At 64.5% G+C, this 20,774-nt stretch carries 16 protein-coding genes and 1 other RNA gene; 7 read left to right on the top strand and 10 right to left on the bottom strand.

Annotated features, from left to right (window positions below):
* Positions 1 to 2: 2 nt before the first annotated feature.
* On the bottom strand, positions 3 to 1,259 hold the full coding sequence (locus BSY16_RS12890) for a lytic murein transglycosylase (protein ID WP_069060030.1): 1,257 nt from the start codon (positions 1,257 to 1,259) through the stop codon (positions 3 to 5).
* A gap of 9 nt (positions 1,260 to 1,268) precedes the next feature.
* Complete coding sequence (gene recR / locus BSY16_RS12895; protein WP_069060031.1) at positions 1,269 to 1,874, bottom strand: recombination mediator RecR; 606 nt, start codon at positions 1,872 to 1,874, stop codon at positions 1,269 to 1,271.
* A 159-nt stretch (positions 1,875 to 2,033) separates the two neighbouring features.
* Between recR and BSY16_RS12900 the strand changes: the two genes are divergently transcribed.
* Complete coding sequence (locus BSY16_RS12900) at positions 2,034 to 2,645, top strand: MOSC domain-containing protein (RefSeq protein ID WP_069061528.1); 612 nt, start codon at positions 2,034 to 2,036, stop codon at positions 2,643 to 2,645.
* Here the strand turns inward: BSY16_RS12900 and BSY16_RS12905 are convergent, their stop codons facing one another.
* The 4 genes from BSY16_RS12905 to ffs all read right to left on the bottom strand — a co-directional run bounded on the left by BSY16_RS12905 (position 2,646) and on the right by ffs (position 5,669).
* Positions 2,646 to 3,257 (bottom strand): LysE family translocator, encoded by a 612-nt coding sequence (locus tag BSY16_RS12905; protein ID WP_069060032.1) that lies wholly within the window; start codon positions 3,255 to 3,257, stop codon positions 2,646 to 2,648.
* 35 nt (positions 3,258 to 3,292) lie between these two features.
* Positions 3,293 to 3,616: a YbaB/EbfC family nucleoid-associated protein gene (locus tag BSY16_RS12910; RefSeq protein WP_069060033.1), complete on the bottom strand. Its 324-nt coding sequence runs from the start codon at positions 3,614 to 3,616 to the stop codon at positions 3,293 to 3,295.
* Between the two features lie 25 nt (positions 3,617 to 3,641).
* Entirely contained in the window at positions 3,642 to 5,528 is a 1,887-nt protein-coding gene (locus BSY16_RS12915) for a DNA polymerase III subunit gamma/tau (protein WP_069060034.1), read from the bottom strand.
* A 44-nt stretch (positions 5,529 to 5,572) separates the two neighbouring features.
* An RNA gene (gene ffs / locus BSY16_RS12920) (signal recognition particle sRNA small type) lies at positions 5,573 to 5,669 on the bottom strand.
* Positions 5,670 to 5,840: 171 nt separating this feature from the next.
* Between ffs and BSY16_RS12925 the strand changes: the two genes are divergently transcribed.
* Together BSY16_RS12925 and nudC are read left to right on the top strand one after the other, a co-directional pair.
* Complete coding sequence (locus BSY16_RS12925; RefSeq protein ID WP_069060035.1) at positions 5,841 to 6,251, top strand: HIT domain-containing protein; 411 nt, start codon at positions 5,841 to 5,843, stop codon at positions 6,249 to 6,251.
* Complete coding sequence (gene nudC / locus BSY16_RS12930) at positions 6,248 to 7,222, top strand: NAD(+) diphosphatase (protein ID WP_069060036.1); 975 nt, start codon at positions 6,248 to 6,250, stop codon at positions 7,220 to 7,222. The genes BSY16_RS12925 and nudC overlap by 4 nt, the downstream gene beginning before the upstream one ends.
* 50 nt (positions 7,223 to 7,272) lie before the next feature.
* Here nudC and BSY16_RS12935 read toward each other — a convergent pair whose 3' ends face one another.
* Positions 7,273 to 8,046, bottom strand: coding sequence for an SDR family oxidoreductase (locus BSY16_RS12935; protein WP_069060037.1), 774 nt, complete (start codon positions 8,044 to 8,046; stop codon positions 7,273 to 7,275).
* A gap of 73 nt (positions 8,047 to 8,119) precedes the next feature.
* Here BSY16_RS12935 and BSY16_RS12940 point away from each other — a divergent pair, with 73 nt between their 5' ends.
* A complete protein-coding gene (locus BSY16_RS12940) occupies positions 8,120 to 8,773 on the top strand; it encodes a TetR/AcrR family transcriptional regulator (protein ID WP_069061529.1) in 654 nt (217 codons plus the stop codon).
* 67 nt (positions 8,774 to 8,840) lie between these two features.
* Here the strand turns inward: BSY16_RS12940 and BSY16_RS12945 are convergent, their stop codons facing one another.
* Positions 8,841 to 9,692 carry a prephenate dehydratase gene (locus BSY16_RS12945; RefSeq protein WP_069060038.1) on the bottom strand — a complete coding sequence of 284 codons (852 nt, stop codon included), beginning with the start codon at positions 9,690 to 9,692 and terminating at the stop codon, positions 8,841 to 8,843.
* A 16-nt stretch (positions 9,693 to 9,708) separates the two neighbouring features.
* Complete coding sequence (locus tag BSY16_RS12950) at positions 9,709 to 10,464, bottom strand: 3-deoxy-manno-octulosonate cytidylyltransferase (protein WP_069060039.1); 756 nt, start codon at positions 10,462 to 10,464, stop codon at positions 9,709 to 9,711.
* A gap of 151 nt (positions 10,465 to 10,615) precedes the next feature.
* Here BSY16_RS12950 and BSY16_RS12955 point away from each other — a divergent pair, with 151 nt between their 5' ends.
* Complete coding sequence (locus BSY16_RS12955; RefSeq protein ID WP_069060040.1) at positions 10,616 to 11,371, top strand: c-type cytochrome; 756 nt, start codon at positions 10,616 to 10,618, stop codon at positions 11,369 to 11,371.
* A gap of 201 nt (positions 11,372 to 11,572) precedes the next feature.
* On the opposite strand, the gene BSY16_RS12960 is transcribed toward BSY16_RS12955, so the two are convergent.
* Positions 11,573 to 12,517 carry an AEC family transporter gene (locus BSY16_RS12960; RefSeq protein WP_069060041.1) on the bottom strand — a complete coding sequence of 315 codons (945 nt, stop codon included), beginning with the start codon at positions 12,515 to 12,517 and terminating at the stop codon, positions 11,573 to 11,575.
* Positions 12,518 to 13,031: 514 nt separating this feature from the next.
* On the opposite strand from BSY16_RS12960, the gene BSY16_RS12965 reads away from it, so the two are divergent.
* Together BSY16_RS12965 and pbpC are read left to right on the top strand one after the other, a co-directional pair.
* On the top strand, positions 13,032 to 18,488 hold the full coding sequence (locus BSY16_RS12965) for an alpha-2-macroglobulin family protein (protein WP_069060042.1): 5,457 nt from the start codon (positions 13,032 to 13,034) through the stop codon (positions 18,486 to 18,488).
* A gap of 12 nt (positions 18,489 to 18,500) precedes the next feature.
* Positions 18,501 to 20,585, top strand: coding sequence for a penicillin-binding protein 1C (gene pbpC / locus BSY16_RS12970; RefSeq protein WP_069060043.1), 2,085 nt, complete (start codon positions 18,501 to 18,503; stop codon positions 20,583 to 20,585).
* The last annotated feature ends 189 nt before the right edge of the window (positions 20,586 to 20,774 follow it).

The following is a 20,774-nucleotide window of genomic DNA, read 5'->3' on the forward strand; positions in this document are numbered from 1 at the left end:
CCTTACTTCAGCTTGGATTTCAGCGATGCATCCGGATAGCAGGTCGGCGTCATGCCGCTTTTCGCCTGCCAGTCGCCGAGCGAGCGGCGCGTCTTGTAGCCGGGCAAGCCATCGACCTTGCCGACATCGTAGCCCTTGGCGACGAGCGCCTTCTGCATGGCGAGCACGTCCGAGCGCAGCATCTTGCCGACGTTACCCCATTCGCCGCGGAACGGCCCGCTGCCATAGGCGATGCGATCGGCGAGGTTGCCTATGAACAGGGCATAGAGGTCGGAGTTGTTATACTCCTTGAGCACGTAGAAATTCGGCGTGACGATGAATTCCGGCCCGTGCGTGCCGGCCGGAACCAGCATCATGCCCGAGGCTTTCGCCTCGCCGGATGGAAACCCCTTGCCGGAAATGCGCGTGATGCCCGTTGATGCCCAGGCGGAGATCGGTTTTTCGAGGTCCGGCCCTTCCTGCGCGCAGGAGACACCCGCCGGGATCGTCACTTCGTAACCCCAGCCACGGCCGGCCTGCCAGCCCTTCTTGGCGAGATAGTTGGCAATCGAGGCGAGACTGTCCGGCACTGAGCCCCAGATGTCGCGCACGCCGTCGCCATCGAAATCGACGGCATATTGCAGGAAACTGGTGGGCATGAACTGCGGCTGGCCGAGCGCGCCCGCCCACGAGCCCTTCAACTGCTCGACCGTCCGGTCACCGCCATCAACGATGTGGAGGGCCGCGATCAGCTCCTTGCGGAACATGTCCTTGCGCGTCGACATGAAGGCCTTGGTGGCCAGCACCTCCACCGCCGAATAGGGGATTTTCGCACTGCCAAAGCCCGATTCGCGGCCCCACACGGCAACGACGATCTCGCCCGGCACGCCAAAACGCTGCTCGATCTTGCGCAGCGTCGCGGCATGTGTCTTGGCGAGGCTGCTGCCCTTTCCGGCGAGCCCCTGCAGGCGTTTTTCGGAGAAGTAGGCGCCCGGCGAGGAGAATTCCGCCTGGCTTTGCGCCTGATCCTTCGTCGGCTTGGAACCGGGCGGCACGAGATCGGGCAGGTCCCAGTTGAGCGTCACGCCCTCCATCGCCGCGCGAAAGGTCTTTTCGCCGACGCCGGTCTTTTTCGCCACCGGCCAGAGATCCTTGTCGATCCACGTCCGGAACATCTTTTCGACCTCAGCCTTGGAGGCAGCCTCGGCCGGCGCGAAGAGACCAAGCGAGATCAGCGCGGCACCGAGCGCGCCCTTGATAGCATTGCGGATGGTCAACATGCGTCTCCCTCAGATTACCGTGCGGGCGCGCAACGCGGCCGTCAATGTTCCTTCGTCGAGATAATCGAGCTCGCCGCCGACGGGCACGCCATGGGCCAGCCGCGTGATCTTCACGTCGAGACCGGAAAGCTGGTCGGTGATATAATGCGCCGTCGTCTGGCCCTCCACGGTGGCGTTGACGGCGATGATGAGCTCGCGCACGCCGCCCTTCACCACGCGATCGACGAGGCCGCGGATGTTGAGGTCGTCCGGCCCGATCCCGTCGAGCGGCGAAAGCGTGCCGCCGAGCACATGATAGGCGGCGTTCATCGCACCCGCACGCTCCAGCGCCCAGAGATCCGAAACATCCTCGACCACGATAATCATCGTATGGTCACGGCGCACGTCGGTGCAGACCGTGCAGGGATCGCTCGTATCGACATTGCCGCAGCACGAGCAGATGCGCACCTTGCGATACGCTTCCCCCATCGCCTCGGCAAGCGGACCCAACAACTGGTCCTTCTTCTTGACGAGATGGAGTGCTGCCCGGCGCGCCGAGCGGGGCCCGAGCCCCGGCACCTTCGCCAGAAGCTGGATGAGTTTTTCGATTTCGGGGCCGGTGACTCGTTTTGCCATTGCCGGTATCTAGCCCATATCAAGGGGAAACGGAATCCAAAGCGCATCGCGATCTTCCAGATCTGCTCTGTCGCTCTGGCCTTTGGTTTATCGCATGTCGTTACCGCAAAACCGCGTGCCGCACTTTTCGCGCGACATGCTCAGGGAGGCCAACGCTTGATCAAAATCCTCGCCGTGTGCACGGGTGTTGCCCGTCCAGTCCCCGGCAAAAGCTACAAGACCGGCATTTTCAAGACGCCGACCGATGCGGCGATCGTCGTCGATCGCGAGGGACTGCTTGGCGACGCGATCTGCAACCGCAAGCATCACGGCGGAGCGGAGCAGGCGGTCTATGGCCTCGGCTCCATTGACCTCGACTGGTGGTCGAAGGAACTCGGCCGTACGATCGAACCCGGCACCTTCGGCGAAAACCTTGTCATCGAGGGCGTCGACAGCCGTGCGGTCTCGGTCGGCGACCGATTCGAAACTGAAAGCGTGCTTCTCGAAGTCACCTCGACGCGCATTCCCTGCAACACGCTGACCGCCCGCATGGGCGACCCGGCCTTTGCCCGGCGTTTCATGCAGGCCGGCCGCCCAGGCTTCTACTGTCGCGTGCTCCACGACGGCGTGATCCAGGCCGGCGACGCGGTGACCTACACCCCCTTCGACGGCGAGCCGGTCAGCATGCCGGAACTGCTGCGCACCTACGGCAAGAACATTTCCGAGGAAGACCGGATCCGCTATCTCGCAGCACCCATCAACGACAAGTTGCGCGCTGCCCTCACCGGCTGATCAGCGGGCGGCGATGGCCGCCGCAGCCCCGGCCATGGTGCCTGCGCTGACGCGGTTGGCGATGCGCACGGCGCGCGGGCTCTTCAGGAAGAGACGGGCGCGCGAGGCGAGGAAGACCCAGGCGAGATCGATCGCCACCAGCACCACGAACATGGTGACCACCAGTTCCGCCCAGCCGACGAGCGTAACCGCGCCAAGATCGATGATCGCCGGCAGGAGTGCCACATAGAACATCATGATCTTCGGGTTGCCGAGCGTCACCGTCAGCCCGGCGAAGAACAGTTTCAGGCCGGAACGCGCCTCCGGCAGCGCCGCGTCGCCCGTATCAGTCGGCGCGAACCACATCTTCCAGGCAAGATAGAGCAGATAGGCGACGCCGAACCATTTGATGGCGACGAAGACGGCGTGGAAGCTTTCCGCAATCGCGGCAAGGCCGAGCACGGCGCAGGTGAGCCAGATGCCCTCGCCGATCCACATGGCGGCAAGGAAGGGCAGCACGTCCTTGGCTCCCCGCGACAGCACGCGGGCGACCAGCGCCGCGATGCTCGGACCGGGCGAACCGGCCGCCATCATCAGCGCGCCGGCAAAGACTAGCAGGGTCATCAGGCTCATCGGAATCTCTCCTCGCAAGCCCCGACCCTACAACATCAGAACGGCAGTTTGAAGCCGGGCGGGATCGGCAGGCCGGCGGTCAGCGCCTTGGTCCGCTCAGCGGTCTCGGCCTCGGCCTTGTCCTTGGCGTCCTTGTGGGCGGCGACGATCAGGTCTTCGAGGATTTCGACGTCGTCTTCCTTGAAGAGCGAGGGATCGATCTTCAGGCCCTTGAGGTTGCCTTTGCCATCGAGCGTGACCGAGACGAGACCGCCGCCGGAGGTGCCGTTCACCTCAAGCGCAGCGATCTCCTCCTGCATCTTCTCCATCTTGGCCTGCATTTCCTTGACCTTGCCCATCATGCCCATGATGTCACGCATCGGTCTCTCCTCTTTTATCTGGCTATTAGTGTTCGATATCGTCGCCGGGCAGGATATCGCCCTCGGCGGATTCCGCCACGGCCGCAGCCTCGACGGTCTCGGGTTCGTCTTCGGTTTCCTGCACCTTGATGCGCACGTCGGTGATCTTGGCGCCCGGGAAACGCTGCAGGATTGCTGCGACGTCCGGATCCTGGCGCGCATCAGCGACACGCGCTTCCTGCGCCTGCGTTTCGGCTTCCGACAAAGTCGGGCCACCGGGTTCGCGCGACAGGATCACCATCCAGCGCGAACCGGTCCATTCCTGCAGACGGTTCTGGAGTTCGGAGACAAGCGACTTCGGCGCGTCGTCGGCCAGGCTGATCTCCAGCCGGCCGGGCTCGATCTTCACGGGACGCACGAAAGCGCGGAGCAGCGCACGAATGCGAATGTCTCGGTTCTTGGTGCAGAGATCGGCGAGATCCGAAAGCGAATTGACCGGCACCTTGGGCGTTGCCGCCGGCTGCGGAGCCTCCACCGGCTCGATGCGCCCTACGGGCTCGGGCGTCGGGTCTACCTGCGGCACGGGCCGCAGCATGGTCACGGTCGCACCGCCTGCCTGGGCGCGCTGCGCCGGGGCATCCGGTTGCCGTGAGACAGCGGAGACCGACGCCGACGCGCCGCTGTTGCCACCGAGCGTGCCTGATGATTGTGGAATACGTCCACCATTGCCGCCGCCCTCGCCCGTCGAAAGCTCGGCAAGGCGGCGCGCGGCGTCCTCCGGCGACGGCAGGTTTGCGGCGTGCGCGAGGCGGATGATGACCATCTCGGCGGCACCGGCCGGACGGCTGGAGGCTTCCGTTTCCGGAATGCCCTTCAGCAGCATCTGCCACATGCGCGAAAGCGCGGTCACCGCAAGCGAATTGGCGAACTCGACACCGCGCACGCGCTCGATCTCGCTCAGCGACTGGTCACCGGTGGCATCGGGCACATACTTCATGCGGGTGACGAGATGGGTGAAATCGGCAAGATCGGTCAACACGACCGGCGGGCTGGCACCGGCCTCGTATTGCGCGGCGAACTCCGCGAGCGCTGCCGCGGCGTCGCCCTTCACGATATGCTCGAAGAGATCGACGATGCGGGCGCGGTCAGCAAGACCGAGCATCGAGCGCACGGCATTGACCTCGACGCGGCCCGCGCCGTGCGCGATCGCCTGGTCGAGCAGCGAAAGGCCGTCACGGGCAGAGCCCTCCGCGGCGCGCGCGATCATGGCGAGCGCATCCGGCTCGGCGTCGACGCCTTCCTTGCCGAGAATGGTGGTGAACAGGCCGACGAGATCGGAGGCGCCGATGCGGCGCAGGTCGAAACGCTGGCAGCGCGAGAGGACCGTGATCGGGACCTTGCGGATTTCCGTCGTCGCGAAGATGAACTTCACATGCTCCGGCGGCTCCTCGAGCGTCTTCAACAGGCCGTTGAAGGCCTGCGTCGAGAGCATGTGCACTTCGTCGATGATGTAAACTTTATAGCGCGCCGAAACCGGGCGGTAGCGCACCTGCTCGATGATCTCGCGGATATCGTCGATGCCGGTATGCGAGGCCGCGTCCATTTCGATGACGTCGACATGCCGGCCTTCCATGATAGCCTGGCAATGCTCGCCGGGAATGCGCAAGTCGATCGTCGGCTTGTCGATCTCGGCTGTCTTGTAATTAAGAGCGCGGGCGAGGATGCGGGCGGTCGTCGTCTTGCCGACACCGCGCACGCCGGTCAGCATATAGGCCTGCGCGATGCGCCCGGTCTCGAACGCATTGGTCAGCGTGCGGACCATCGGCTCCTGGCCGACCATGAGGTCGGAGAAATCCTTGGGACGGTACTTGCGCGCGAGCACCCGGTAGGCGGCGGGCTTTTCGCTGGACGGTTTTGGGGTTTCGTCGCTCATAGACCCTGCCGTTGATAGAACGTCTGTCCCGACAGGACGGAAAGGTGGGAGGCTGGCACGATGACCCGTGCCGGGCTCGTTGGGGCTGCTTCCTTCCGGACCTGACCCGGTTGGCGAGTGGCTCGTCCACCACCAACCTCCCGTCCCCCATATCGGCAATATTCCATCCGAATGCAAGCGTGGCTTATAAAAAACTGTTGGAGCCGGATCGGGTGCGTGGCATGACTCCTATTGTCTTATGCAGTTCCAGGCGCAAAATCACGGCACAGTTTTGCTGGAACTGCTTCGAAACAAGCATTTCGGGAGAGCCCTGTGAGCAATTTTCGACCCGATGAACGGCTTGTGCGCGACAGCGATCTCCTGACGAAGATCGGCCTGTGCGAACTGCGCCTGATGAAGGATAGCCGCTGGCCATGGCTGGTGCTCGTGCCGCAGCGCCCGAATGTCAGCGAGGTCTTCGACCTGACACCACTCGACCAGACCATGCTGACCTTCGAGACGGTGCTGGTCTCCGAGGCGCTGAAGACGGTGACAGGGGCAACGAAGATCAATACCGGCGCGCTCGGAAACATCGTCCGCCAGCTTCACGTCCATATCATCGCGCGCAACGAAGGTGACCCGAACTGGCCCGGCCCCGTCTGGGGCTACGGCACCGCCGAGCCGCGCTCGGCAGACGAAACCAAGGCCTTTTCCGCCAAGCTGCTGGACGCACTCGCACCATGAAGCCATCGCTTTTCGATCTCTACCGCCCGCATCCCGAGCCCAGCACCATGGTGGCCTTTGCGGAAAACAGCCTCGACCGGCAGTCAGAGCACCGCGCGCCGGATTGCCTGGAACAGGCCTTCAAAGCCGAGACGGTGCACGCCTTCGCGCTCGCCGGCGGCAAACTCGTCGTCAAGCATGACGAGAAGATCATCGATCCGCTGTTTGCGCCCTACGAACTCGCCGAACTCGATCCGATCCCGGAGGAGTCCATCCTGCTCGGCTACCTGAAGAACGGCGAGCCGCGGCTGGCCATTCCCGTGCGCGCCGATCCCGAGACGTTGCAGGAGCCGCTGAAGGCCGCCGACGGGCGCACGCTCTATCGCCAGCAGATGCTCGATGACGACCTGCTCGGCCAGTTCGCCCAGGCCTCCAGCCTGATGACCTGGAACGGCAACAACCGCTTCTGCGGCAAGTGCGGCTCACCGACACGCTCCGAGATCGGCGGCTATCGCCGGGTCTGCGAAGCGTGCAGCCACACGATCTTCCCGCGCACCGATCCGGTCGCGATCATGCTGGTCATCGACATCGAGCGGGACCTCTGCCTGCTCGGCCGCTCGCCGCATTTCCCGGAAGGCATGTATTCCTGCCTTGCCGGCTTCCTGGAACCGGGCGAGACGATCGAGCACACGGTGCGCCGCGAGACCTTGGAAGAATCCGGCATCAAGGTCGGTCGCGTGCGCTATCACGCTTCGCAGCCCTGGCCGATGCCGCACTCCCTGATGATCGGCTGTTACGGCGAGGCGATCTCCTTCGATATCCGTCTGGACGACCAGGAGCTGGAAGATTGCCGCTGGTTCACCCGCGCGGAGACGGCGGCAATGATCGAGCGCAGCGCCATGTCGGGCGCCGCCCCCGGCACCACGATGCCGCCGCCGAAAGGCGCCATCGCGCACCGGCTGATGCGCGACTGGCTCGACTGGAAGGGCTGATCAACGGAGCCCGGGTTTGGCCGTGAACAGTGTCTCGGTCAACGATACGATCAAATACGGGCGCCGCCCGTGGCGTCGATCATTTGCCCCGTGGTCCAGCGGGCCTCGTTCGACGCGATGAACGCGACCACGTCGGCAATATCCGCGGCCGTGCCGACACGCGAGAAGACCGACATCGCTTCTGCGCCCGCGCGCGCCTCCGGCTGCGCCAGCCACTCCGCATTCATGTCGGTGTCGGTAACACCCGGCATGACCGCATTGACCGTGATGCCGCGACGACCGAAGTCCGGTGCCAGCGCCAGTGTCAGCGTTTCAAGCGCACCCTTCGATGCTGCGTAGGCCGGATGGCTCGGCGCGGCAATGCGCGTGAAACCCGTCGAGATATTGATGATCCGTCCATTGTCGCGAATATGATCGGCGGCGGCCTGGATCAGGAAAAACGGCGCCTTGAAGTTGATCGTCATCGTTTCGTCGAAGAAAGACTCGCTGGTTTGAGCCAGAGAGAACGCCTGGGCGATACCGGCATTGTTGACGAGAACATCCAGGCCAGGCTCGCCGGTCGCTGCAACCGCTGCAGCCTTGAACTGGTCCCACAGGCTGTCTGCGGCCTCCTTGCCCTTGCTCAAGTCCGCTTTGATCGCGACGCCCTTTGCTCCGAGAGCCTCGATCTCGCGGATGGTCGCTTCCGCGGCATCGGCGTTGCTGCCGTAGTGCACGCCAATGAGGGCCGCACCCTCCTTCGCGAAGGCAAGCGCGATAGCGCGACCGATACCGCGCGATCCTCCGGTCACAAGCGCTGTTTTATTCGACAGTTTTCCAGACATCGTCCGCTCCATTGCTATTTTTATAATGATCGATACAATAAATACCGAAAAGAGCCTGTCAAGGATTATTATAGTGATCGATATAAAAGAAGATGCGCCTGCGCGAAAACGCGGCAGACCACGGCTACTGGACCGGGATGTCGGGCTTGATGTCGCGGCGCGGCTGTTTTGGGAACATGGCTACGAGGGAACCTCGATCGCGGACCTGACCAAGGCCATGGGGATCACGCCCCCTTCCCTCTACGCCACGTTCGGCTCGAAGGAAGAGCTCTACAGGCAAGCGCTCGACCACTGTATCGAGCGGGAAAGCAAGTGCCGGGGCGAGGCGCTACAGACCGAGCCAACGGCCTACGAGGCGATCGCATTTTACCTTCACGACGTCGTGCAGGGCATTACCCAGCCGGACAAGCCGCGTGGCTGCATTGTGTCCACCGCTGTCCTTCAACATTCGGAGGAAAGCGAGTCTGTCGCCCAAGACGTCGCCGCGCGCCGTGAAGTTGCGATGCAGGCTATCAAAACACGCCTTGACCGCGCTGTCAGCGAAGGCGAGCTCCCGACCGATACCGACACTGATGCGCTCGCGCGTTTCTATATGGCGGTCGTGCAGGGCATGTCGGCACAGGCTTACGACGGAGCATGCCGGGAAAAACTGAAACAACTGGCAGACATCGCATTGTCAGCGTGGCCCGAGGACCCGGCCTATCGAAAGCCGAAGCCGGAGGCATAGGCCCTGCCGGGACGGGCGCATGCCCGTCACGCCACGACGCAAGACAATACCGAGGGTAAAACCCGTCCTAAAACGCGCTGCGCATCGGATGGGCACGGTAGGTGCCGAGGATGCGGACCTTCTCCGAGAAGAAGCGCAATTCTTCGAGCGCCCGGCGGACATGCGGCTCGTCCGGATGTCCTTCGATATCGGCATAGAACTGCGTCGCGGTGAACTTGCCGTCGATCTGGTAGCTTTCCAGCTTCGTCATGTTGATGCCATTGGTGGCGAAACCGCCCAGCGCCTTGTAAAGCGCGGCCGGAATGTTGCGCACATTGAAGACGAAGGTGGTGACGACGATGTCCTCGCCACCCTGCTCGGCCTGCTTCTCGTCACGCGACAGCACCACGAAGCGGGTAACGTTGCTTTCCGTGTCCTCGACGTTCTCGGCGATGATCGACAGGCCGTAGAGATCGGCCGCGAGCCGCGGGGCAAGGGCCGCCATGGAGCGGTCGCCGGTTTCCGACACGAGTTTTGCCGCACCTGCCGTATCGCCGGCGATCACCGGCTTCCAGCCGTTGAGACGAACAATCTTGCGGCACTGGCCGAGCGCATGAATATGGCTGTGCACGGTGCGGACCTCGTCCTTCGTGACACCCGGCAGCACCATGAGCTGGAAGCGGATCGGCATGAAATATTCGCCGACGATGTGGAGGCGCGATTCCGGCAGCAGATGGTGGATGTCGGCGACGCGGCCGGCGATCGTGTTCTCGATCGGGATCATCCCGAGATCGGCATCGCCATTCTCGACGGCGAGGAAGGCATCCTCGAAGGTCTGGCACGGCAGCGGCTCCATGGTCGGGAACATGTCGCGGCAGGCCATGTCAGAATTGGCGCCGTACTCGCCCTGGAAGGCGATCTTGTTGGTTTTCATGATCATGGCAGGAGAATCCGTATCAAACAGGGTGGGCCGCGAGCATCGCGCGGGCCTTTTCGAGGTCGGCGGGAGTATCGACACCGAGCGGAACGGTGTCAACGATCTCCGCGTCGATGCGCATGCCGGCTTCGAGCGCCCGCAACTGTTCCAGCGATTCCCGCTTTTCCAGCGTCGAGGGTTTAAGCGCGACGAAGGCTTCGAGCGCCTTGCGGCGATACGCGTAGAGGCCGATGTGGTGATAGAGCGGGCCTTTGCCGTAGGGCGCCGTCGCGCGCGTAAAATAAAGCGCGCGCAGACGGCTCTCGCTGAGCGGCGAACCGACGATCTTCACCACGTTGGGATTGGTCTTCTCTTCCTCGTCGCGAATTTCGGTGGTCAGCGTTGCGATGTCGGTCGCGGCATTCTCCAGCGGGCGAAGGGCGGCACGGATCGTTTCCGGATCGATGGTCGGCAGGTCACCCTGCACGTTGATGATGAACTCGGCGCGGCCCTCAGGGTCGCTCTTCGTCAGCGCCTCGTGAATACGGTCGGAGCCGGACTGGTGATCCACGCGGGTCATCACCGCCTCGAAGCCGGCCGCCACGACCGCGTCAAAAATATCCGTATGATCGACGGCAAGGACGATCCGCCCGACCTCGGCAGCCGCAGCCCGGCGCGCCACCTGGACGATCATCGGCAGGCCGGCAATATCGGCGAGCGGCTTGCCGGGAAGACGGGTCGAAGCCATGCGCGCCGGAATGAGCACGAGGGTCTTGTCAAAATTGGCGGGATTCATCTCAGGCCCTTCAAAACCCCCGGGAAAAGTGTCAAAACGTCTCAGTGCGGGGGCTACAATCACTGTTGCAACGAAGCAGCAAAAGACATAGGTTCCGCGCGATTTCAAGACTGGCCGGCGTATGTCCGCCGGTCCCTAGGGGAGCGTTTGGATGAACTCTTATGTGAACATGGGCGTAGGTGCCCTATTGGGCACCGTCTTCGTACTGATGTCCGTGTCGATCGCTTCTGAAGGCATTTTCCATTCGGGCCATCCCGAGAAGGAAGGTTTCGCGATCGTTGCCGAGGAAACTGGCGGCGAAGCAGCCGGTGGCGAAGCTCCCGCAGCTGTTCCGATCGCAACCCTGCTGGCCACTGCCGATGCCGGCGCCGGCGAAACGGTCTTCAAGAAATGTGCGAGCTGTCACACCCCAGAGAAGGGCGGCCCGAACAAGGTCGGACCCGGTCTCTGGGACATCGTGAACCGCCCGATCGCCTCGCATGAGGGCTTCAGCTATTCCGCCGGCATGACCACCTTCTCCGAAGGCCACAAGGTGCTGTGGGACTACGACCATCTGAACTTCTTCCTCGAAGCGCCGAAGAAGCACGTTCCGGGCACCGCCATGGGCTTCGCCGGTCTGAAGAAGAACGACGAACGCGCCAACCTGATCGCCTATCTGCGCACGCTTTCCGACAATCCGGTGGCGCTGCCGACCGCATCGAACGAAGGTGCAGCGGCAACGACCGAAGGCGGCGCGACCGCTACCGAGGGTGCGGCTCCGGCTGACGGCGGCGCGGCCGCGACGACGACCGAAGGTGCAACGACCCCGGCAGAGGGTGGCGCTGCGGCCACCACGACCGAGGGCTCCACCCCGGCCGAAGGCGGCACGACGCACGGCACCACGACCGAACAGCCGGCTGCTCAGTAAAAAGCCAGCGGCAAGACAGACAAACAAAACCCGGCCTTCGCGCCGGGTTTTTTGTTGTTGGAAGCGCCCTCATCCGCCTGCTGCCAGCGTCTCCCCGCTGGGGAGAAGGTGGCCCATAGGGCCGGATGGAGGCGGTAGCCACGAATCGTCGTTCGTCAGCCGTAGAGATCTGGCTTCCGCACCATATGCATGCCTACCGTTTCAGCCGAGCAACCAGGCCCAGAAGGAGACGGTGAAGACGCCGAGCGCCGTCGTCATGGTGATCGTCGAGGAGGCGAGCGCGTGACCGACGCCGAAATGGTTGGCGAGCAGCCAGGCGTTGACGCCTGTCGGCACGGAGGAAGTCAGCACCATCGCGGCTGTCCATTCCGGGCTGAGGCCAAGCAGGCGGCAGGCGACATAGACGGAGCCGGGCAGCACGACGAGCTTAAGGGAGGTCATCGCCAGCGCGATGCCGGCATTGCCGCCGACCTTGTACTTGTTGAGCGCCATGCCGATGGAAACGAGGGCCGCCGGTGCCGCCATCGCCGCCAGCTGGTCGACCACCACCTTCACCGGGCCTGTCAGCGGCACGCCGCCCACATGGAACAGCGCACCGGCGGCGAGGCCGGTCACCAGCGGATTGCGCACGAGGCTCTTGCCGATGCCGAGCAGAAGGGCTGCGAAACTCTGCGGCGCGCGCGTGCCTTCCTTCCGCTCCGCCCTCTCCATGAGAATGGTGCCGGCAATCATCATGACCGGCAGATGCACCGAAAGCAGCACCGAGATCGCCACCAGCCCTTCGTCGCCGACGATGCGCGCGACGAGCGGCAGGCCGATGAAGACGGTGTTGGCGAAGGCCGAGGAAACGCCGGCAAGAACTCCGATGCGCCGGTCGCGCTTGAAGCCGAGCGTCGCTACGAGATGCGCCACCGTCCAGGTGACGGCGACGCCGCCGAAATACGCGATCCAGATGCGCAGCGGCGATTCGCCGGCAAAATCCGCTTCCGCGATGGTGCGAAACAGCAGCAGCGGAACGGCGACCCGGAAGACGAACTCGCCGAGCCCCTCGCCCAGTTCCTCCCGAAGATAACCGGTGCGCACCAGCACCCAGCCGATCAGGATCAGCGCGAAGACAGGCAAAACGTTGAGAGCGACATCCGACATGAAACCGTCCCGGAGGAGAATGGAAGGACGGCAGGTGAACCGTCTAAAGGGCGGGTTTCATCGGTAGAGCAATCACCGGGAGGGGTCCAGCACGAGATGCTTGGCAAAGGCCGGAAATGAAAAAAGCGAGGGCCGAACCCCCGCTTCCTCATCCCGGCTTGGCCAGGGAAGTGTTTCGCTCAGTGCCAGTACATCCGTGGTCACTGCGTTTGCCGAAACACGACTTTCGTGTCTGACGAGGTTTCTAGCGAGCCGCTGTTACAGCGGTATGACACGAGAACGCTCGTTGATGGAGTGAAGTCTGCGCGCATATGGTTAACAAAAGGTTAACAGACGCGCTTCTGAAATTTTCTGCGTTTCCGGCGATTGAACGGCGAGGCTGAAACGTCTTCCACCTGGTTCCATGCGCCACCCCGTTCCGACCTCCCCGACAATGGCGTCTTTCGATTGACAAGCCGATCCGGGGTCTGGACAGTGGGGGCAGCAAAGAGACGGGCAGCGTTAGGAGGACTTGATGTCTATGCGCGCAATCTTCGGTTTCTCGGCACTTCTTCTGGCGGCTGTCGCTTCACCTCCCCTTCCCGCCCATGCCGAAGAGACGCGCACCGTCGTAACGACGGAAAACAGCGACTATTTCGGCTTCGACCTGCGCACCGTGCAGGACGTGACGCTCGACCAGTGCAAGACCGACTGCGTCGATGACCTGTCCTGCCGCGCCTTTACCTATAATCCCAAGGTGAAGTGGTGCTTCCTGAAGAGCGACTTCAACCAGCTCAACCATTTCCAGGGCGCGATCGCCGGCAAGATCATCAAGGCTGACAATGCCGCCGATATCGGCGCGCCGCCGGCCATGCCCTTCATCAGCGACTACATGATGAGTGATGCCCGCACCTTCCGCGACGGCCTGGCGCTTGCAACCGAGCATACCGGCCAGGGCGCGGAAAGCCTCGGCTCGCTTGGCCGAATCGAATCCGCTTCCAGCCGCTTCGACCAGGCGCTCATCGCCTACAAGGGCGCGCTCTCGCTTGCGCCGGACGATTATTATCTCTGGATCGAAACGGCCGAATCCATGGGCCGCGCCGTCAGCAACAGCTATCTCGCCGGCCAGGGCGCGCTTGCGGCGATCAACGCCTACCAGCTGTCGCGCACCACGGAGACGCGGGCGCGGGCGCTCGCCGTGCTCGCCGATACGCTCGACAAATCGGGCAATTACCGCGCCGGTATCAACGCCTACAAGGCGAGCCTGGAGCTGAAGGACGATGTCGCGGTCCGTTCGGCCTATCTTGGTCTGCGCGCCCGCCAGGGCTTCCGCATTGTCAATCACACGATCGATTCCGACAGCGCGACGCCGCGCGCCTGCGTCGAATTCTCCGAGCCGCTCGTTAAGTCGGGTGCCGACTACGCCTCCTTCGTCACGCTGGATGGCGCGGCGCCCAAAGCAGTCGAGGCCAAGGACCGGCAGATCTGCGTCGAGGGGCTGAACCACGGCCAGCGCTACAAGATCGCCTTCCGCCCCGGCCTGCCGTCCGCGGTCGACGAGCCGCTGGAATCCATGGTCGATCTCGACATCTACGTGCAGGACCGCACCGCCACCGTGCGCTTCACCGGTGACGGCTTCGTGCTGCCCGGCAGCGTGCGCCGCGGCATTCCGATCGTCTCGGTCAACACCGACAGCGCCGACCTAAAACTCTACCGCGTCGGTGATCGCGCGATCGCCGGGCTTCTCGCCGACAGCCGGTTCCTGACCCAGCTCGACGGCTACTCCGCCGAGCGCATCGAAAGCCAGAACGGCCAGCTCGTCTGGCAGGGCAAGATCGAAATTTCGCCGGAACTCAACAAGGACGTCGTCACCAGCTTCCCGGTCGACGAGGCACTGCCGGAGCGCAAGCCCGGCGTCTATGTGCTGACCGCCGCCGCCTCGAACGGCCGCAGCAACGAATGGGACGCGAAGGCGACGCAATGGTTCGTCGTCTCGGATGTCGGCCTCACCACCTATGCCGGCACGGACGGCCTCAACGTCTTCGCCCGCTCGCTCGATAGCGCAGCACCGCTCGAAGGCGTCGACCTCCAGCTGATTGCCACCAACAACGAAGTGCTCGGCACCGCGACGACCGATGCGGAGGGTCGCGCGACCTTCACCGCCGGCCTGATGCGCGGCACCGCCGCCATGACGCCCGCCGTCATCCTCGCCAAGAAGGGCGAATCCGACTTCGTCTTCCTCGACATGACACGCGCCGGCTTCGACCTTTCCGACCGTGGTGTCACCGGTCGCCCGGCACCCGGCGCCATCGACGTGCTCGCCTGGACCGAACGCGGTATCTACCGCGCCGGCGAGACGGTGCATGCCACCGCACTCGCCCGTGACATCGAGGCGAATGCGGTCGAAAAACTGCCGCTCACCTTCGTCTTCAACCGGCCGGACGGCGTGGAAGACCGCCGCCTCGTCTCCGATGGCGCAGCCCTCGGCGGCCATGCCATCGATCTGCCGCTGCAAGAAAACAGCATGCGCGGCACCTGGACGATGCAGATCTACACCGACCCGAAGGGCACGGCGATTGCCGAAAAAACCTTCCTCGTCGACGATTTCGTGCCGGACCGCATCGAATTCGACATGACGAGCACGGCGAAGGACATCGAAACCGGCGTGCCGGTCCCCGTTTCCGTCGAAGGCCGTTATCTCTACGGTGCACCGGGTGCGGGCCTTGAGATCGAGGGCGATGTCGCGCTGAAACCGACACGCGCGGACCCGGCCTTTCCGGAATATGTCTTCGGCCTGACGGACGAGGAAGCGATCGAGGAAAGCACGACGCCGCTCGAAGGCCTCGATGTGCTCGACGACGAGGGCAAGACGACTTTCGACGTCACCGTCACCGATCTCCCCTCGACCACGCAGCGCCTCGAAGCGCTGGTGACGCTGCGCATGATGGAGGCCGGTGGCCGCGCCGTCGAACGCTCGCTGACGCTGCCCGTCAAGGCGACCGGCCCGATGATCGGCGTGAAGCCGGAATTCAAGGGTGAACTCTCGGAAAACGGCATCGCGAACTTCCACGTCGTCGCTGTCGGCCCGGATGGTGCCAAACTGGCCATGCAGGGCCTGCCCTGGAAGCTGCTTGCCGTCGAGCGGAATTATCAATGGTACCGCGACGGCAGCTCCTGGCGCTATGAGCCGGTGCTGTCGACGCAGCAGGTCTCCAACGGCACCCTCGACGTCGCGTCGGATGGCGGCAAGATCTCCGTTCCCGTCACCTGGGGCCGTTACCGTCTCGAAGTCGAAAGCCCCGAACCGGATGGCCCGGCGACGAGCGTCGAGTTCGACGCGGGCTGGTATGTCGCCGCAACCTCTACGGAAACACCCGACGCGCTGGAGATCTCGCTCGACAAGGAAAACTACGCGGTCGGTGACACGGCCAAGCTGAAGATCTCGCCGCGCCATGCCGGCCAGGTGCTGATCACCGTCGGCGCCGAAAGCCTGATCGCCACCCAGACCGCCGCGGTCGGCGCCGAGGGCGGTGAGGTGGAAATCCCGATCACCAAGGAATGGGGACCGGGCTCCTACGTCACCGCGACGCTCTTCCGCCCGGGCTCCGACCAGGAAAGCCGCATGCCGATGCGCGCCATCGGCATCACCTGGCTGAAGGTCGATCCTGCCGAGCGTAAGCTCAATGTCGCCCTCGACGTGCCGGAAAAGACCCTGCCGCGTCAGCCGCTCGACATCTCTCTCCAGGTGGCAGGTGCGGGCGCCAACGAGGAGGCCTATATCACGGTCGCCGCCGTGGATGTCGGTATCCTCAATCTCACCAAATATGAAGCGCCCGATCCGGCCGGCTGGTACTTCGGCCAACGCCGCCTCGGCATGGAAATCCGCGACCTCTACGGCCGCCTGATCGACGGTTCGCTCGGCGCCACCGGGCGCCTGCGCACCGGCGGTGACGGCGGCGAAGGCGCGCTCTCGGGCAAGCCTCCGACAGAAAAGCTGGTCGCCTTCTTCGCCGGCCCCGTGAAACTCGATGCGGACGGCAAGGCCAAGGTCAGCTTCGACATTCCGCAGTTCAACGGCACGGCCCGCATCATGGCCGTTGCCTGGACCAAGACGGGCGTCGGTAGCGCATCAAAGGACGTCATCATCCGCGATCCGGTCGTCGTGACGGCAAGCCTGCCGAAGTTCCTCGCACCCGGGGACCGGGCGGATCTCAGGCTCGACATCGTCAACACGGATGCGCCTGCCGGCGACTATACGGTCGAGGTCACGCACAATGCCTCCGTCATGGTCGAACAGACCGGTGCCGGCCAGACGATCAAGCTGGAGCCCGGTGGCAAGACGGCGCTCACTTTGCCGCTCATCGGCGGTGAGGCAGGCGACGGCGTCGTGACGGTCAAACTGTCGAACGGCTCCGGCATGTCGCTTGAACAGGCACTCAATGTGCCCGTACGCCCGGCCGCCATGCCGATCACCACGCGCCGGCCGATCGAGATTGCCGCAAACGGCAGCCTGACGATCGACGACCAGCTTCTGGCCGACAGCCAGCTTGCCGGCGCTTCGGTCAGCCTCAGCGTCTCGCGCGCCGCGGCCTTCGACATCCCGGCACTCCTGATGGCGCTCGACCGCTACCCCTATGGCTGCACCGAGCAGACGACCAGCCGCGCGCTGCCACTGCTCTATCTCAGCGAGCTTTCCAAACAGTCCGGCCTGCCGGAGGACACGGAAACGCAGAAGCGCGTGCAGGACGCCATCTACCGCGTGCTTGCCAACCAGTCCTCGTCCGGCAGCTTCGGCCTCTGGTCGCCGGGCTATGGCGACCTCTGGCTCGATGCCTTCGTGACGGACTTCCTCACAAGGGCGCGCGAACAGAAGTTCGACGTGCCGGAGCAGGCCATGCTGCAGGCACTTTCCAACCTGCAGAACTCCATCTCCTATGAGGTCAATGTCTCCACCCAGGGCACCGAGATCGCCTACGCGCTCTACGTGCTCGCCCGCAACCGCAAGGCCGCGATCAGCGACCTGCGCTACTATGCGGACACGAAGCTCTCGGAGTTCTCCTCGCCGCTCGCCCGCGCACAGCTTGCCGGCGCGCTCGGTCTCTATGGCGATGCCCAGCGCTCGATGACGATCTTCTCCAATGCGCTCGGCCTCTCGCGTGACGGCATCCTGAATGCCAGCCTCTCGCGCACCGACTACGGTTCGTCGCTGCGCGACGGCGCCGCCATCCTGGCGCTTGCCGCAGAAAGCCGGCCGGTTCCCAATGTCATTCCGGAACTGACGAAGCTCGTCGCCAAGCAGTGGGAGGACAAGCGCTGGACCAGCACGCAGGAGCAGACCTGGATGCTGCTCGCCGCGCGGTCCGTGAAGGATGCCGACAAGGACCTGAAGCTCGAAATCAACGGCGCCGAGCGCGCCGGCGGCTACGCCGCGCAGATGACGGGCAAGTCCCTGATGGAAAACCCGCTGACCATCGCCAACCGCACCGGCGAGCCGGTCTCGGCCGTGCTGACCACGGTTGCGGCTCCCGCCGACCCGCTGCCGGCCGGCGGCGACGGCTTTGCCATCGAGCGCACCTACTACACGCTCGACGGCGAGGAGGCGAACATCACGGAGGCGACGCAGAACGAGCGCTACGTCGTGGTGCTGAAGGTGACGGAACACAATGACTGGCCGTCGCGCATCATCATCACCGACCTGCTGCCGGCTGGTTTCGAGATCGACAATCCGAGCCTCGTCGACAGCGCGAAGCTTTCGAACTTCGACTGGCTCGGCGAGACCGAGGCGGCGCATACGGAGTTCCGCTACGACCGTTTCGTCGCGGCCTTCAACCGCAACGCGGGCGACAACCGCGAGGTCAGCCTCGCCTATGTCGTGCGCGCCGTCACCCCTGGCACCTATGACCTGCCGGCAGCGCAGGTGGAGGACATGTATCGTCCGCAGTACTCCGCCCGCACGGCAACCGGCCGCATGCAGGTCGCCAAGGCCGAATAAGGGATCCGATCGATGGCGCTCTGGCGCAAGCTCCTCATAGGCTCCCTCGGCGGGGCGGCAGTTATCGCCGCCCTCGCCTTCGGGCTCGACTATGCGGACAAGGCCTATCCGCCGCCGGCTGCGGTGGCGGAGACCGTCTCCAAAGAAGTGCTCGACCGCGACGGCCGCCTGCTGCGTGCCTTCGCGACACCGGATGGCCTCTGGCGGCTGAAAACCACGGCCGCCGATGTCGATCCGCAATTCATCCGCATGCTCGTTGCCTATGAGGACCGGCGCTTCCGCGAGCATGCCGGCATCGACCCACTGGCGCTGTTGCGCGCCGCCGGCCAGTTCGTCACCAATGGCCGCATCGTCTCGGGCGCTTCCACGCTCTCCATGCAGGTCGCCCGGCTGATCGAGCCGCGCGAAAACCGCTCGATGCTGGCGAAACTGCGCCAGATGGCGCGCGCCATCCAGCTCGAACGGCGACTTTCCAAGGCTGAGATCCTCGATCTCTACCTGACGCTCGCCCCCTATGGCGGCAACTTGGAGGGCGTACGCGCGGCAAGCCTCGCCTGGTTCGGCAAGGAACCGAAGCGGCTCACCGTCGCCGAAGCCGCTTTGCTTGTTGCCCTGCCGCAGCTTCCCGAAAAGCGCCGGCCGGACCGGCACCGCGCCGTTGCGGAAAAGGCCCGCGAGCGCGTGCTGAATCGTCTTGCTGTCTCCGAGATCATCGGCGAAGGCGAGGCCGAACGCGCGTCTGCCGAAGCTGTACCGGATCGCCGCCGCCAGCTCCCATCGTACGCCGCCCATCTTTCCGAGCTGGCGCTGCGCAAGGACCCGAAGGCGATCAAGCACGAGACATCGCTTGACCGCACCGTGCAGGACGGTCTCGAAACCGTCGCGCGCGAGGCAGCAGAACGGCTTGGCCCGAAAATCTCCATCGCCATGGTGATGGCCGATGCCCGCACCGGCGAAATTCTTGGCGAGGTCGGCTCGGCGGATTATTTCGACGGCAGCCGCGCCGGCTGGATCGACATGACGCGCATCCGTCGTTCGCCCGGTTCGGCGCTCAAACCCTTCATCTACGGCCTCGCCTTCGAGGAGGGGCTGGTCGCGCAGGAAACCATCGTCGAGGATCGACCTTCCGATTTTTCCGGCTATCGCCCGCGCAATTTCGACATGACCTACCAGGGTGACGTCAGCGTACGCAAGGCGCTGCAGCTTTCGCTGAACGTGCCCGCCGTGCGCCTGCTCGAAGCCGTCGGCCCGACGCGACTGATGGTGCGCTTCCGCCGCGCCGAGGTGCAGGCCGTGCTGCCGCCGGGCGAGACACCCGGTCTCGCCATCGGGCTTGGCGGTCTCGGCATCACGCTGCGCGATCTTACCCAGCTCTATGCGGCCCTCGCCAACCGCGGCATGCCCGTCCGCCTTGGGGACGGCATTTCCCGCGCGGCCGCGCAGATCGAGGGCGAACCGCTGCTCGACCCCGTCGCCGTCTGGCAGGTCTCCGACGTGCTCTCCGCCGTCACGCCACCGACCGGCAGCCGCCGCCTCGGCATCGCCTACAAGACCGGCACCAGCTACGGCTACCGCGATGCCTGGTCCGTCGGCTATGACGGCCGCCATGTGCTCGGCGTCTGGGTCGGCCGTGCCGACAATGGCGCCGTGCCCGGCCTGACCGGATATGGTGCCGCAGCCCCCATCCTCTTCGAGGCCTTCGCACGCTCCGGCGTTGCCATCACCGCGCTGCCGCGCGCCCCGGCCGGCGCGGTACGGATCGCACAATCGGAGCTGCCGGCGAGCCTGCGCCGCTTCGCGATCACCGCCAACGGCCTCGTCGCCACCGCGGCGCGCGAGCCGGCACCGGAAATCATCTATCCGCCGGAAGGCGCCCATGTCGAACTCGGCGCGACGACAGGCGCTGACCTCTCGCCCCTCGTTCTGAAGCTCCAGGGCGGCCGCGCCCCCTTCCGCTGGCTTGCCAACGGGAAGGTACTGCCGGATGCCTCGCGCCGGCGCACCACACAATGGATGCCGGAAGGTGCGGGCTTCTCGACACTCACGGTGATCGATGCCGCCGGAAGGGCGGCGAGTGTGCGGGTGTTTATCGAGTAATACAGCCTGCCGCCTTCACCATAGCGATGGAATTGGCGACGTGAGTCGTATTCCCTTCTCCCCAGCGGGGAGAAGGTGGCCCGAAGGGTCGGATGAGGGGGCTAGGCATGTGGAAGGGGTTTGCCTGCGGCATCCCCCTCATCCCGCTGCCGCGACCTTCTCCCCGCGGGGGAGAAGGGGACTTCCCCT

The organism is Sinorhizobium sp. RAC02, assembly GCF_001713395.1.
GTDB lineage: Bacteria > Pseudomonadota > Alphaproteobacteria > Rhizobiales > Rhizobiaceae > Shinella.

Bases quoted from the DNA above. Each gene is read 5' to 3' on its own strand.
- BSY16_RS12890 (WP_069060030.1), bottom strand. From the start codon at position 1,259: ATGTTGACCATCCGCAATGCTATCAAGGGCGCGCTCGGTGCCGCGCTG.
- recR (WP_069060031.1), bottom strand. From the start codon at position 1,874: ATGGCAAAACGAGTCACCGGCCCCGAAATCGAAAAACTCATCCAGCTT.
- BSY16_RS12905 (WP_069060032.1), bottom strand. From the start codon at position 3,257: ATGAGCCTGATGACCCTGCTAGTCTTTGCCGGCGCGCTGATGATGGCG.
- BSY16_RS12910 (WP_069060033.1), bottom strand. From the start codon at position 3,616: ATGCGTGACATCATGGGCATGATGGGCAAGGTCAAGGAAATGCAGGCC.
- BSY16_RS12915 (WP_069060034.1), bottom strand. From the start codon at position 5,528: ATGAGCGACGAAACCCCAAAACCGTCCAGCGAAAAGCCCGCCGCCTAC.
- nudC (WP_069060036.1), top strand. From the start codon at position 6,248: ATGAAGCCATCGCTTTTCGATCTCTACCGCCCGCATCCCGAGCCCAGC.
- BSY16_RS12935 (WP_069060037.1), bottom strand. From the start codon at position 8,046: ATGTCTGGAAAACTGTCGAATAAAACAGCGCTTGTGACCGGAGGATCG.
- BSY16_RS12945 (WP_069060038.1), bottom strand. From the start codon at position 9,692: ATGATCATGAAAACCAACAAGATCGCCTTCCAGGGCGAGTACGGCGCC.
- BSY16_RS12950 (WP_069060039.1), bottom strand. From the start codon at position 10,464: ATGAATCCCGCCAATTTTGACAAGACCCTCGTGCTCATTCCGGCGCGC.
- BSY16_RS12955 (WP_069060040.1), top strand. From the start codon at position 10,616: ATGAACTCTTATGTGAACATGGGCGTAGGTGCCCTATTGGGCACCGTC.
- BSY16_RS12960 (WP_069060041.1), bottom strand. From the start codon at position 12,517: ATGTCGGATGTCGCTCTCAACGTTTTGCCTGTCTTCGCGCTGATCCTG.
- BSY16_RS12965 (WP_069060042.1), top strand. From the start codon at position 13,032: ATGTCTATGCGCGCAATCTTCGGTTTCTCGGCACTTCTTCTGGCGGCT.
- pbpC (WP_069060043.1), top strand. From the start codon at position 18,501: ATGGCGCTCTGGCGCAAGCTCCTCATAGGCTCCCTCGGCGGGGCGGCA.